Here is a 14,053-nt window from a genome sequence, read left to right on the forward strand (position 1 = left end):
TATACCTGGGGACATCCTCTTCCCGAATGGAACAGTAGTTGAAAAATCTTCTTATGAAAGTGGGGCAACAAGTGACATGAAAGCTACTGGTATCGTCCGCCGTATTGATGACCTCGGGCGCGTGGTCATTCCAAAAGAAATTAGACGCACACTGCGGATTCGCGAAGGCGACCCGCTGGAAATTTTCGTTGACCGGGATGGAGAAGTCATTCTGAAGAAATATTCACCGATCGGTGAGTTGGGTGATTTTGCGAAGGAATATGCAGAGTCCCTTTATGAGAGCACAGGTCACATCACGATCATATCGGACCGTGATACATTTATCGCCGTAGCAGGCGGCTCCAAGAAGGAGTATTTGGACAAGCCAATCGGCAACCTTCTGGAAAACTGCATGGAAAATCGCAAGACAGTGCTGGAAAGCAACAGCGGTACGTATGAGATCAGCAAAGACAATCCGGAAACTCTGTCCGCATTTGTCGCTGCGCCTATCATTGCTGGTGGAGACCCGATTGGCAGTGTTGTGCTGCTGAACAAGGACGAATCCGTGAACATGGGTGAGATGGAAGTGAAGATGTCTGAAACTGCTGCAGGCTTCCTCGGCAAGCAAATGGAACAGTAAGACGAGGACATGAATCCTTGGATGGAGACTCCCGCTGAACGTTGATCACAGGTCAATCGGCAGCTGGGAGTTTTTGTTGTCCGGTTTCTTTTTTTGTACCACGCTCACACCCTTGGTTATAATGATGTACATATGGCAGCATCTGAATGATGATGGGTCTATATTTACGGAAAAAGAAACTAGGGGATTGGAAGAGGATATGAAACCAGATCAAACAGGGGCAAGGCTTCTACAGGGAGCGTTTATTCTCAGTGCGGCCGCGCTTTTGTCCAAATTGATTGGCACACTGCAAAAAATACCGCTGCAAAATATGGGCGGGGATGCCGTCTTTGGCATCTACAATACGGTTTATCCGTTCTATATGATGATCATTACGATAGCGGCCGTCGGTTTCCCCGCAGCGGTCTCCAAATATGTGGCAGAATATGAGGCTGAAGGGCGCACAGAGGACGGTCATCGCCTGCTCCGCCTGTCATCCGCCTCGTTGGTGCTGTTCGGTCTGATTCTCGGCTTGCTGATGTATGTCTGCGCTCCGTGGATCGGGATGTGGATCGGAAGCAGTCAGGTTGTACCCGCCCTCCGCGCAGGCGCGTTGGCGCTGGCATTCGTGCCTTGGATGTCGGTCCTCCGCGGTTATTTTCAAGGGCTGCACAATATGGTGCCGACGGCGATTTCCCAGATTACGGAGCAAGTTGTCCGTGTCGGGGTTATGATTGTGCTGCTCCTTTACATGATACGGGCCGGCGCCGATTCCGACATGATTGCCGCCGGGGCCCTGCTAGGATCTGCTGCCGGTGGTGCTGCCGGTCTGGTGGTGATGGGAATCTACTGGCGCAAGCATCTCCGGGGAACTCGGAGTAAAGCACAAGGAAAAGTTGTCTACGGAATCAGAGCAGCGGGTATGAACGAAACGAGGATGCGTGCCGATGTATCTAGAGAGGGAGCAGGTGTTCTGCTTGGACGCCTGCTTGCTTATGGAATTCCGGTCTGTCTTAGTCTGCTCGCGGTTCCGCTGATTGGACTGGTGGATACCTTCACGGTGCCCCGGTTATTGACATCCGGCGGACTGGGCGAAGCAATGGCTATGGCAGAGTTTGGGGTCTATAACCGCGGACTGCCGCTTGTCCAGCTGGTTACGATGCTGGCTACTTCGTTGTCGGTTCTGTTTATCCCTGCCCTGGCAGAGGCCAAGTTCAAGGGAGAGTCCAGCCGGGTTGCAAGCCAAACCCGCATGGCCCTCCGCTGGTTTTGGCTGATCGGGATGACGGCCTCCGTAGGCTTGGCAGTGCTGGCTGAGCCGATTAACGTTATGCTGTACGAGGATGCCGCAGGAACGGTGACGATGCAGGTGATTGCCTTTACAGCCGCCGGGGGTACGCTGAGCACGATTACAGCCGCGCTGCTTCAAGGCATCGGCATTGTAAAGGCCCCGGCGGTTCATCTGCTGGCTGCGGCAGGGCTCAAGCTGCTGCTCAACCTGCTGCTGGTGCCGCAGTTTGGCATTACCGGCGCAGCTATCGCCGGCGTGGCCGCGCATCTGACCGCCGCCGCGCTCAACCTCGCGCTGCTCTCGCGAAGCGCCGGCGCCCGCCTTGACGCCGGCGGCATGCTCGCGAGGACGCTGCCGGTCCTCGCCGCGGTGGCGCTGGCCGCCTGGGCCGCAGGTGAGGCAGCCGGCGGCATTCTGGCGGCGGCCGGCTTCGCCCCCGGCCGCCTCACCCACGCGGCAGCGGGCCTGAGCGGCGTCGCGGCCGGATGCGGCGCCTTCCTTATCGGCGCCGCGCTCACGAAGCTCCTCACCGAGGAGGAGCTTCGGATGCTGCCGAAGGTCGGAAGACCACTGGCAGCCTTCTTGCGGGCCCTGCGTGTGCTGCGCTGAACCGGGCCGATTGTGAGATGTTTGATCTTCTGTGCTATAGTAGTGTACGATAATGACGTCGACAAGGCGGACGAAGACGAAAGGAAGTAGCGTATGAGTGCATCCATTACGGTGGTCGGCTTGGGTTCTGGCAATCCGGATCGATTGACGATAGGTATCATAAAAACCATGCAGCGGGCATCGAAGGTGTATGTGCGTACATTATCTCATCCCGTCATTGCTGCGTTGAATGAATTCCAGATTGAACCGGAATCGTTTGACCATGTGTATGAAGCGTATGACACCTTTCCCGAGGTGTACGAATCCATTGCATCCGCGCTAATCAACTTGGCCAAAGCTGCTGAGGAGGATCGCGAGATTGTCTACGCGGTGCCCGGGCATCCCATGGTAGCGGAGGCAACGGTTCGGTTATTACGGGAACGCTGCCCGGGAGAGCATGTGACGCTTACGGTGCTCGGCGGTGAGAGTTTTCTGGACGAGGCCTTCGTTCGCCTTGGTTTCGATCCCATTGAGGGCTTCCAGCTTCTCGATGCGGCTGAGCTTCGGGCAAGCCTCATCCAGCCGCAGCTGCATACCCTGATCGGCCAGGTGTATGACATGTTTACGGCTTCGGAAGTTAAACTGGCGCTGATGGAGCTGTATCCGGACGATTATCCAGTCATTGTCGGCCATGCGCTGGGCGTTGAGGGCGAAGAAGCGATACAGCAAGTACCGCTCTTTGAACTCGATCGCATCGACGGCTACGGGAATTTGTCGCTGATCTACGTACCCCGAAGCGATGACAGCACGTTAAGGCAGCGAACGTTTGCCCGGCTCCATGAGATCGTTGGCATTCTCCGCAGTCCTGAAGGCTGTCCGTGGGACCGCGAGCAGACCCACGAATCCATCCGCAAAAATCTCATCGAAGAAACCTATGAGGTATTGGAGACGATTGATGAGGATGATCCTGAGCATATGCAGGAAGAACTTGGGGATCTGCTGCTGCAGATTATGCTGCATTCCCAGATGGAAGAGGAGCTCGGTACCTTTACGGTGTATGATGTCATTCAAGCGCTGAATGACAAGCTGATCTTCCGCCACCCGCATGTCTTTGGCGAGAGCAGCGCCAAAGACGCGCAATCTGCCCTGCAGAACTGGGAGCAGATGAAAGCGGAAGAGAAGCGTCGCAAGGGGCTCTCACCTGAGAAAGCCTCGGCGCTGGATGGCATCCCGCGGGATCTTCCCGCCTTGATGAAGGCGTACAAGCTCCAGAAGAAGGCATCCAAGGTTGGTTTCGATTGGGATAATATCGAAGGTGTGTTCCAGAAGATTGAAGAGGAACTCGGTGAACTGAGGCAGGCGGTGACCGAGGGCCAGTCTGATGAGGACACAGCACTAGAGCTCGGCGATCTGCTGTTCGCGGTCTCCAATGCGGCAAGATTTATCGGTGCGGATCCGGAAGAGGCGCTCTCGAGAACGAACCGAAAGTTTGTCAGTCGCTTCAGCTACATAGAGGAGAAGCTTGCCGCCCAGGGGAAAACCTTGCAGGAAAGTACTCTGGACGAGATGGAAGCCCTATGGCAGGCCGCTAAATCGGGATCGGCACAAAACGGCGGTATCGACGTGTGAAAAGGGCAACTTTTCACGTAAAAAATAAAAAAATAGGGATTTGCGGCAGGAATTCCGCAAGGCATCCAGAATAATCATTAATGGTGAAATCTTGCAGGTTGCAAGGCGGTTTAACCGAATAACCGTAAAATCTTATATTTTTCTGATAATTGGGAGGATTTAATTCATGAACAAAACAGATCTGATCAACAACATTTCCGGTAAAAGTGGTTTGACAAAAAAAGACGTAGAGAACGTCCTGAACGGCTTCCTTGGTGAAATCACTGAAGCTTTGGCTAATGGCGATAAAGTTCAATTGATCGGCTTTGGTACATTCGAAACTCGCAAGCGCGCTGGACGTACTGGCCGCAACCCGCAAACGGGTAACACGATCGAAATTCCAGAATCCAACGTTCCTGCGTTCAAGGCAGGTAACAAGCTTAAAGAAGCCGTAAAATAATGCGCGTCGATAAATTCCTGAAAGTATCGAGGTTAATCAAGCGGCGTACCGTAGCGAAAGATGTATCGGATCAAGGTCGGGTGCTGATCAATGGCCGCGAGGCCAAGCCGAGCAGCACGGTTAAATTGGGCGACGAGATCACCGTCCAGTTTGGCCAGAAGCTGGTGACCGTCCGGGTCGAGCGTCTTACCGAGACAACCCGTAAAGATGAGGCGACCAGCCTCTACACCTTGGTCAAGGAAGAACCGATCGTTAAAGATCGCGGATTGGACTGGTAAGCAGCCCAAAGCCGTTCCATCAAACGTCCCTCTCACCATATGGTGTGGGGGGCGTTTTTATGTTTATCATGGATGTATAAACGATTGGAACTCCTGCTCTCTTTCTTTCGCCTGGCTTTCGTCGCAGCGTCACGATCATTCCTGAGGCGGTTGTTCTTCTTCCGGTTCTAAAGACAGGCACCTTCCCATAAGCTATTGTTAAAGGAGGGGTACATGCCATGATCGACCAAGGGAAGGGTAAGTTTCATGACCTGCGGATGCAGAACCGGAAGCTGCTGGACATAACGGGTGTCCAAAATGTGGAGAGCTTTGACAGTGAAGAATTTCTGCTTCAAACCGAGCTTGGGCATCTCACCATTCGGGGGCAAAATTTACATATTAAAAATCTCAGCCTGGAAGAGGGGCTTTTGTCGATTGAAGGTCAGGTGCATTCACTGATTTATTTGAATCCCGGTTCGCAGACCAAGAACAAGAGTCTGCTGGGTAAGCTGTTTAAATGAACCCCAGCGTACAATGGATCACGCTGCTCTGGATGCTCTTCTCCGGAGCAGCGATGGGAGTCGCCTTTGACAGCTACCGGGTGCTGGCAGGGCAGCTCCGTTTCCCGCGATGGTCCAAGCATACCCTGGACTTCCTTTACTGGATTGCGGCAGCCTTCTTCATTTTTCGCATGTTGTACGTGACCAATGACGGTCAACTGCGTTTTTATGTGTTTGTGGGCTTGTTTATAGGGGTTTGGATCTATTTTTTATTATGGAGTGTCATAACCCAGCGTTTTGTGGTAATGTTAATTCAAGTGACAAAAGGCTTAATGGCCTTTTTGTACAAGCTGTTCCGTATGTTAGTGTGGAATCCCATCAAAGGAATCCTAATGCTCATCTTGGGATTGTTAAGGTTTCTATGGAAGTTTCTCCTGTCGCTGTTGCGTTTAGTCCTTAAATGCCTCATGCCTTTTTGGCGACTCTTGAAATGGATGCTGAGACCGATCACATCCAGAGTCAGGCTGCCGGCATGGAGCAAGCAACTCGCAGACAAGGTTATTAAGGCGTGGAAGCGCTGGTTTTAGGAGGTATGGTCATGGGAAGATTTGCTGATCCGTCGAAGCAGGCTCCCCAACAAACCAAGACAAAGAACAAGGGCGCACGCCGGCGTAAAAAAATGTTTGTGGCGATGATGGCGCTGTTTTTGATCTGGGCAGGTTCAACGCTCTGGTCCCAGAATGACCGCATCCGTAATCAGAACGAAGCGCTTGCTCAAAAGCAAGAGGATTATAAGTCCGTTGAACAGTCGCTAATCCAGATTACTCATGAAGTGGAGCGATTGAAGGACCCTGAATATATCGGGCAGATTGCCCGCAAGAAGTTTGGACTGTATCTGCCAAATGAGACGCCGATCATTCAGCCCCAAAATTCGGGCGAAAAGCCGTAATTAGGCATGACAGACGTCTGTTGACCTTGTTTAGGTCATTATCGTATAATCAAATCACCGCAGCGCGATTTCTAAATCGGACTGTATATTTTTAAGGGAGGATCATTTTATTCTATGGCAATTGAAGTGGGCACCAAGTTAGAGGGCAAGGTGACAGGCATAACGCATTTTGGAGCATTTGTGGATCTGTCAGGAGGTGTCACGGGTCTCGTTCACATCTCGGAGATCGCCGACAATTACGTTAAGGATGTCAACGATCATTTGAAAATCAACGACGTCGTTACCGTGAAGGTGATTAATGTCGACAAGGACGGCAAGATCGGTCTTTCGATCAAGCAGGCTGTCGACAAGCCGGCTTCCGAAAGTCGTCCACCCCGCGCACCGAGACCGGAACGCAGTGGAGGCGGCGGAGAACGATTCGGAGGTGGCGGTGGTGGAGGATTCAACCGTGAACGCGGCGGACGCCCGTTTAAGCCTGCGGCCAACAAGCCTTCATTTGAGGATAAAATGTCACGCTTCCTAAAAGACAGTGAAGAACGGATCTCTTCGCTTAAGAAGAATACGGAAGGCAAACGCGGTGGACGCGGAGCCAAACGTATGTAATTCGATAAAATATAAACTGACCGCAGAGGGAAATCGCCTTCTGCGGTTTTTTTGTCGTTGCATCCAAGGGTACGACAGGTTCCTACGCAATTTACGGCGCTGTCGTATGGAATGAGCACGGAATGTCCGCCTCAATTCGGGAAATGATCCGCATGAATGCTGCAGGCTTGACCCGTGGAAACACCGCTGGGCGCGGGGGATGGACGCTCTTTTCCCGAACGTTCGCAAGACACGTTGATTTTGTCGGAAATTTCTTTCGGGCTTGTCCGGTGTTCTGACAAACTTTCCTGAACAGGGGTTTTATAATGGGACCAACAAATTCGTGAAGAATGGGGTGCCAGCGTAATGGATAAAAGAAATCTGGTGATGTTTCCGGGTACTGAGGCGGTTAAAGGGGGAGCGGGTTCCATTCGTGCCCGTGTAACAGAACGGTTAGGGCAGCTGCCTTTCCTGCAGCGTCCCATCCACTTCCTGGCCGCTAAGAAGTGGATGATTCTGCTAACCTTCATGGGTTTTCTGCTCGGACGAGCTATGATTCTGGGGGAGCTGTCTCCATTTGCAGTCGCTTATTTTGCAGTTATTGCCTTTATGCGTCGTGATGTTTTGCTACCGGTAGGCGCAGCGATCGTTGCAGGTAGTTTATTTGCGTCCTTTCCGGTGGCATGGATGGTACCGGCAGAAATCTTGATCTTTTACTTTATGATGCGGGGATTGGAGACCTATGATCGGGCAGAATTGTCGTATGCGCCGCTGATGGTATTTGTCTCCACCTTCTTCGTGAATCTGTTCAGTGTTCTCATCGGACCTAGCATTACCTGGTATTCCATGATGATGCTCACCCTGAACGCCGTGCTCAGCTTTGTACTGACATTGGTCTTTATCCAAGCGATCCCGGTGCTGACCCTTCGTAAAAAAACACATGCTCTTCGAAATGAAGAAATTTTATGTATCATCATTTTGCTGGCGTCGGTCATGACAGGAGCCGTTGGCTGGACGATCCAATCCCTGTCGGTAGAGCATGTCCTATCCCGATACTTAATTCTGTTGTTTGCTCTAGTCGGGGGAGCTCCACTAGGCGCCTCGGTTGGTGTAGTAACAGGCCTCATCCTCAGTCTTGCCAACATTTCGGCATTCTCCCAGATGAGTCTGCTCGCCTTCTCCGGGATGCTCGCCGGTATGCTGAAGGAAGGGAAGAAAGGCGGCGTTTCGCTGGGAATGCTGCTCGGGGCTACCATTCTCTCCATCTATTTCAGCAATCCTGGAGAAGTGATGATCTCCACTTGGGAAACCTGCGCGGCTATTGTGTTATTCCTCATTACGCCCAAGAGCGTGATGCAGGCTATAGGCAAATATGTGCCAGGCACGCAGGATCATACCCGTTCACAGCATGAATATGCCAAGCGGGTCCGGGATCTTACAGCGGATCGTGTTACCCAATTTTCCCGGGTGTTCCGGCAGCTCTCGCAAAGCTTCGGACAAACGTCCGGGGTTATACAGCCTCCGGGCAAACAAACGGAGGAGATGAATCATTTCATGAATGCCGTGGCGGAGGGCAGCTGTGCCACATGCTTTAAACGGAATCAGTGCTGGGACATGAAATTTTACCAGACTTATAAATATATGACCGATATGATGACCTCCATCGAGGAGAACCCTGAGATGGAAGCAGATGATCTGCCACCGGAATGGAGCCGGATCTGTGCCAAGAAGGAGGAGGTGCTTGGCATCCTCAAGCGGCAGTATCATCTTTACCAACATGATATGCAGTGGAAACGCCAAATATACGATAGCCGACATCTGGTAGCGGAACAATTATCCGGGGTTTCTCAGGTTATGGAAGATTTGGCACGAGAGATTAAGCGGGAAAGCCAGACGATGCACATTCAGGAAGAACAGATTCGGGAAGCGCTTCAGCAGCTGGGTTTATCGATTCAAGGCATTGATATCATCAGTTTGGACTCCGGGCAGGTTGAGATTGAGATCGTTCATGCGTATACCCGGGGTTATGACGAATGCAGGAAGATTATCGGACCGCTGCTGTCCGACATTCTCGGGGAGCATATCGCCGTAATGGAAGAGACCTTGACCCATCCAAGGGATGGATTGGCCACCGTGCGATTCGGCTCAGCGAAAACATATGAAATTATGACAGGCGTAGCCGCAGCGGCTAAGGGAGGAGATATTTTATCAGGTGACAGCTTCAGTACGGTCGAGTTGGGGAACGGGACGTTTGCGGTAGCGCTTAGTGATGGTATGGGCAACGGGGAAAGGGCTCGGCTTGAGAGCAGCTCGGCTCTGAATATATTAGAACAACTGCTTCAATCCGGGATGGATGAGAAGCTGGCGATCAAATCGGTGAACTCCATCCTTATGCTGCGTTCACCGGATGAAATCTATGCTACGGTCGATATGGCCCTAATTGATCAATATACGGCTCAAACCACCTTTATGAAGATCGGTTCGACGCCAAGCTTTATCAAGCGGGGGAATGATGTCATACCGGTCTCGGCCAGCAATCTCCCGATCGGGATTATTCAGGATATCGAAGTGGATCTGGTGTCGTTACAGCTGCAAGCCGGTGATGTTCTCATCATGATGACGGATGGCATATATGATGCGCCGGGTTATGCGGTGAACAAGGAGCTATGGATGAAACGAATGATTCAGGAGGTGAACAGCGAGGATCCGCAGGAAATAGCCGATTGTTTGCTGGAGAAAGTGATTCGCTATCAACAGAATCAAATACATGATGATATGACGGTGGTGGTCGGGCGTGTGGATCACTTCCATCCGGAATGGTCGAATGTGCATGTTCCGGGCTTCGCCCGAATGGAGCGGCCGCGAACGGTTAGCTGATGCGATAGATAAAATAGATAAACTAAGTGATTACCCGGGAAATGGAGGACCCCGGAGAGGGTAAATCTTTTCCGTCGATTCTTCTATATATCGTTTGAACTCTCTTGAATGTGGAAATGATAGAGACAGAAGTCAAATCGATAGGATGAGACGGAGGCGATCATTTATTATGAAGCAAATTCTACTGATTACGGACGGATGCTCGAACGTGGGAGCCAGTCCGGTTCTGGCTGCAGCCCATGCGCTCCAGGATGGTATTGTCGTGAATGTGGTGGGGGTCCTTGATTACGGAACGATCGGTGAGCTTGGGGGATTGGAAATTCAGGAGATAGCCAAAGCGGGAGGGGGTATACACCGGATCGTAGGTACACCGCAGCTGGCGCAGACGATACAGATGATGACTCGGAAAACGGTGGTTCAGACGATCCAACAAGCGGTAAATAAGGAGATACAGCATATTTTGGGGGGCGGGTCGCTGGAGGAACTTCCGCCGGACAAGCGATCGCAGGTCGTTGAAGTTGTGGATGAGCTGGCTGAGACGTCCTCTCTGCAGGTCGCGTTGTTAATCGATGCAAGTGCTAGCATGAAACCCAAGCTGGCTGCCGTTGAGGAAGCGATACGTGATTTAATGCTGAGTTTGAAAGCGCGCGCAGGCTCAAGCGAATTGTCCGTATTCCATTTTCCTGGAAAACACAGCGGCGAGGATATCGTGATGGACGTGAATTGGACCTCGGATCTGGACGGCGCCCGGGGAATGTTCAGCCGCCTGCAGATGAGAGGGGCTACGCCGACGGGACCTGCCTTGTTAAAGGTGATTGAATTTTACCGATATGGTACACTAGAGGGTAATCAATCATGGCAGGGTCATTCCAGCCAAGAGGAAGGGATGCTCGGTGACTACGTTGTCTAACCCGGGTTATCCGCCAGGAACCGTAATTAAGGGCAAGTGGCGGAACAGCCGGTACATCGTAGAGCGTATGCTCGGCAAAGGGGCTAACGGCAAGGTGTATCTGGTCCATCGGGCAGGAGTACGCGAGCGTTATGCTCTAAAAGTTGGGTATGACGCTCTGGATCTTCAATCCGAAATTAATGTCCTGAATGCGTTGAAAGAACAGATGCCGAACCCTTATCTCGTGGAGGCGGACGATCATCATGACGGCAGTGGGGAAGTGTCCTTCTATGTCATGCGTTACATTGAAGGGAGTCCGCTGCATCATTTTATTCGCAAGCGTGGTGCCGATTGGATCGGATTGATCGGACTGAAGCTGCTCGAGAAGCTGTCCGTTCTGCATGCATCCGGTTATGCATTTGGTGATTTGAAGCCGGATAATGTGATGGTCTCGGCATACGGAAGAGTGGAACTGATCGATTATGGAGGCGTAAGCCCTTTCGGACGCAGCGTCAAGCAGTTTACGGAATGGTATGATCGGGGATACTGGAATGCCGGAAGCCGGACTGGCGACGTATCCTATGATTTGTTCTCGTTTGCCGTGATGTGTATCGGCCTGCTGGATGAGAAATCATTACGGGAGGCGTCTTGTCAGCTTCCCCAGACCCGTAGTGTTGCCGATCTGCAGCTGGTGCTGCAAAGAAACCTCCTGTTTAAGCCATACGCTGTGTGGCTGAACAAGGCTTTGTCGGGAGATTTCGCGGATTCACGGGAAGCGTTGAACGAGTGGAGAAAACGAATATATGAAGGCTCGGGCCGGAGCGTGCGTCCTAAACCGGGACGAACTCCGCGTTGGCTGAAGAACGCGTTTGGTTTGTCGTTAGTCATCATGGCCCTTACTGTTTATTTTTTCTTCCGCTCATGAAGTTGTTACCTTGTTACTGGGAGTTCATAAAGGTGCGAGTTCAAAAAGGTCGGTTTTCAGCACCGAAGCTTATGCTCCCGATGTGCGTTTTTTCAAAACGCTTCAGTTGGATGAAGCTAGGGACGTCAGGAGTGGAGCTACACGTTTTCGCAGAAAACGCCTTCGAAAGCATCTGCTTAGGTCCGGCTGAATTCAAGATTCGATGCCGAGTGGCTTCCTGATTCACTTCGTGTTAGATATAGAATTTATGAGTTATCAGTGGAACTGATGAAATTCGATATCGCAAGAAAACCTACCTATGCATCGCGGTCGCTCATCCTTGAAGTGGCCTCGATAGGGGTTTTCTTATCAAAAGCGGGCTTTTTGAACAACCTCTAAAGGGGACCTGGAAAGTGAAACAGGATTATTTACGGACATTCGTCAACCATGTCGAGCGTACAGCCGCAGAGTTTGATCTGTGGTCAGAAGGCGATAGCATCGTGGTCGCCGTTTCCGGCGGGCCTGATTCCGTTGCGCTCCTGCACGTACTGCATGAAATTTCTATGCACCGGACGCCGCTCCGATTGATCTGCGCCCATGTGCATCATGGGTTTCGGGAGGAATCAGACCAAGAGGCAGAAATGGTGCGTGAACTAGCGGAGCGGCTCGGACTTCCATTAGAAACGGCGTTTATCGATATTCCTGCTTATATGGAAGAGAGCGGTAAGGGTGGGCAGGAGGCTGCAAGAGAGAAGCGTTATGAATTTCTGCTGCAAACAGCCCACAAATACAATGCGCGCTCCGTAGCTCTGGCTCATCATGCTGACGATCAAGCCGAGACGGTGCTCATGCGGCTTCTGCGCGGGAGCGGCCTGTCCGGACTTGCCGGAATAAAATTTAAGCGAACGGAAAAAAAAGTGGAACTTATCCGTCCGTTTCTTCGTATGTACAAGGCGGATATCGTGGAGCTGTGCCGTATATGCGGATTCCAGTATGCGGTGGATAACAGCAATCTGCAGACGAAGTACCGCCGTAATGCGATTCGCCTGGAAGTATTGCCTTTTCTGGAACGATACAATGGGCAGTTCTCCTCCTCACTCAATCAGTTGGCCGAGATTGTCCAGCAGGAGGATGATTTTGTGGAGCTTGAAGCTGCGAAGCAATTTCGGAGTATGGTACAGGAGAACGATGGGAGGCTCGCTTTCGACGCGCCTTCCTTTTTGGGCTTACATGTCGCTTTACAACGGCGTTTGATTAAACTAATATTAAATTACCTGCCCTCAGACCAGGAAAACACCGATTTTGTCAAGATTGAAACGGTGCGCCATGGCATTCTTAACGATCAGCGAAGCAACTGGCGTCTGGATCTGGGTGACGGCATTACCTGTGTTCGTGAGTACGGAGTGATCCAGTTTTGGCCTAAGCCTCCGGAAGAACAGGGACAGTACATATACATTCTTGATTCTCCTGATGTTTCGCAGCAGTATGTTAAGGAAATCGGAAAGATGCTGAAATTGTCGTTAAAGACAGGAAGCGAAAGCCGGAGCGGCTCCAGACCATCGGCCTTTGTGGCGGATTTTGATGCGGATGAGCTTAGGTTTCCTTTAACCTTGCGTAACAGACAGCCGGGGGACAAGATGAAGATCATGGGATTAAACGGAAGCAAAAAGGTGAAAGATATTCTCATTGATGAGAAAATCCCACCGTCTGTCCGTGCCCGGATTCCTATTCTTTGTGACGGTTCCGGCAGCATTGTGTGGATTCCAGGTGTACGACGTTCCGTTCACGCCGCTTGCGGGCGGCACACATCACGAGTTCTCCGGATGGAGCTATCGGATGCTTAAGGCAAGTGTAAAACGAAGAATGGCCCGTTTCACGCTTTCATAGTATAAACGTAGGAGGTCCACTTAAGTTGCAGAATGACATTCAGGAAATACTCATCAGTGAAGAAGAGATTCACGCAAAGATTAAGGAACTTGGTTCCAAACTCAGCGCCGAATATGTGGGACGCAATCCACTCGTTATTTGCGTTCTTAAAGGTGCGTTTATTTTTATGGCCGACTTGGTTAAATCCATAACAGTACCTCTTGAGTTGGATTTCATGGCTGTATCCAGCTATGGGGCATCAACCAAATCCTCCGGCGTGGTGAAGATCATTAAAGATCTGGACGCATCCGTTGAAGGCAGGGATGTGCTGATTGTGGAGGATATTATCGACAGCGGTCTTACGCTGAGCCATTTGATTGAGCTTCTGAAGAGCCGCAAGGCAAACTCGGTGTGCGTTGTCACCTTGTTTGACAAGCCGGCACGCCGTACGGTGGATTTGCAGGCCGATTATACCGGATTCGTGCTGCCGGATGCATTTGTTGTCGGATACGGACTTGATTATGCCGAGCATTACCGGAACCTCCCCTACATCGGGATTTTGAAGCCGGAAATCTACAGCAGTTAAACCGCGCCAATGGGCCGCTATCACAGTTCAGGGCCCTTTGTTGAGATGGCCAGACAGGCTGTGGTAAAATATCTTATGTGTCTTGAGAGGAGGTAGGG

The 14,053-nt window shown here is 51.5% G+C and carries 14 protein-coding genes; all 14 read left to right on the forward strand.

Features of this window, described 5'->3' with window-relative positions:
- Positions 1 to 76 precede the first annotated feature (76 nt).
- The gene (gene spoVT / locus MKY82_RS00225) at positions 77 to 619 is read left to right on the forward strand and encodes a stage V sporulation protein T (protein ID WP_071221080.1); all 543 of its coding nucleotides are present in this window, start codon (positions 77 to 79) and stop codon (positions 617 to 619) included.
- Between the two features lie 199 nt (positions 620 to 818).
- The gene (locus tag MKY82_RS00230) at positions 819 to 2,498 is read left to right on the forward strand and encodes a polysaccharide biosynthesis protein (RefSeq protein ID WP_339220811.1); all 1,680 of its coding nucleotides are present in this window, start codon (positions 819 to 821) and stop codon (positions 2,496 to 2,498) included.
- 93 nt (positions 2,499 to 2,591) lie between these two features.
- Positions 2,592 to 4,106 (forward strand): nucleoside triphosphate pyrophosphohydrolase, encoded by a 1,515-nt coding sequence (mazG, locus tag MKY82_RS00235; RefSeq protein ID WP_339295226.1) that lies wholly within the window; start codon positions 2,592 to 2,594, stop codon positions 4,104 to 4,106.
- A gap of 166 nt (positions 4,107 to 4,272) precedes the next feature.
- Positions 4,273 to 4,545 carry an HU family DNA-binding protein gene (locus tag MKY82_RS00240; RefSeq protein WP_009591918.1) on the forward strand — a complete coding sequence of 91 codons (273 nt, stop codon included), beginning with the start codon at positions 4,273 to 4,275 and terminating at the stop codon, positions 4,543 to 4,545.
- Positions 4,545 to 4,823, forward strand: a complete 279-nt coding sequence (locus MKY82_RS00245) for an RNA-binding S4 domain-containing protein (protein ID WP_076326537.1) — start codon at positions 4,545 to 4,547, stop codon at positions 4,821 to 4,823. The genes MKY82_RS00240 and MKY82_RS00245 overlap by 1 nt, the downstream gene beginning before the upstream one ends.
- Positions 4,824 to 5,041: 218 nt before the next feature.
- Positions 5,042 to 5,323: a sporulation protein YabP gene (yabP, locus tag MKY82_RS00250; RefSeq protein ID WP_009591926.1), complete on the forward strand. Its 282-nt coding sequence runs from the start codon at positions 5,042 to 5,044 to the stop codon at positions 5,321 to 5,323.
- A complete protein-coding gene (gene yabQ, locus MKY82_RS00255) occupies positions 5,320 to 5,889 on the forward strand; it encodes a spore cortex biosynthesis protein YabQ (protein WP_339295227.1) in 570 nt (189 codons plus the stop codon). Before yabP ends, yabQ begins: the two co-directional genes overlap by 4 nt.
- 11 nt (positions 5,890 to 5,900) lie before the next feature.
- A complete protein-coding gene (locus MKY82_RS00260; RefSeq protein ID WP_113057411.1) occupies positions 5,901 to 6,251 on the forward strand; it encodes a septum formation initiator family protein in 351 nt (116 codons plus the stop codon).
- Between the two features lie 114 nt (positions 6,252 to 6,365).
- Positions 6,366 to 6,854 (forward strand): S1 domain-containing RNA-binding protein, encoded by a 489-nt coding sequence (locus MKY82_RS00265; protein WP_009591896.1) that lies wholly within the window; start codon positions 6,366 to 6,368, stop codon positions 6,852 to 6,854.
- A gap of 345 nt (positions 6,855 to 7,199) precedes the next feature.
- Positions 7,200 to 9,710 (forward strand): stage II sporulation protein E, encoded by a 2,511-nt coding sequence (gene spoIIE / locus MKY82_RS00270; protein WP_339295228.1) that lies wholly within the window; start codon positions 7,200 to 7,202, stop codon positions 9,708 to 9,710.
- A gap of 169 nt (positions 9,711 to 9,879) precedes the next feature.
- On the forward strand, positions 9,880 to 10,620 hold the full coding sequence (locus tag MKY82_RS00275; RefSeq protein ID WP_076326532.1) for a vWA domain-containing protein: 741 nt from the start codon (positions 9,880 to 9,882) through the stop codon (positions 10,618 to 10,620).
- Positions 10,604 to 11,524 (forward strand): serine/threonine protein kinase, encoded by a 921-nt coding sequence (locus MKY82_RS00280; RefSeq protein ID WP_220687032.1) that lies wholly within the window; start codon positions 10,604 to 10,606, stop codon positions 11,522 to 11,524. Before MKY82_RS00275 ends, MKY82_RS00280 begins: the two co-directional genes overlap by 17 nt.
- 392 nt (positions 11,525 to 11,916) lie before the next feature.
- Positions 11,917 to 13,347 (forward strand): tRNA lysidine(34) synthetase TilS, encoded by a 1,431-nt coding sequence (gene tilS / locus MKY82_RS00285; RefSeq protein ID WP_220687031.1) that lies wholly within the window; start codon positions 11,917 to 11,919, stop codon positions 13,345 to 13,347.
- A 68-nt stretch (positions 13,348 to 13,415) separates the two neighbouring features.
- On the forward strand, positions 13,416 to 13,955 hold the full coding sequence (hpt, locus tag MKY82_RS00290; protein ID WP_071221070.1) for a hypoxanthine phosphoribosyltransferase: 540 nt from the start codon (positions 13,416 to 13,418) through the stop codon (positions 13,953 to 13,955).
- The last annotated feature ends 98 nt before the right edge of the window (positions 13,956 to 14,053 follow it).

The sequence above is a fragment of the Paenibacillus sp. FSL W7-1279 genome (assembly GCF_037969845.1).
Lineage (GTDB): Bacteria > Bacillota > Bacilli > Paenibacillales > Paenibacillaceae > Paenibacillus_AQ.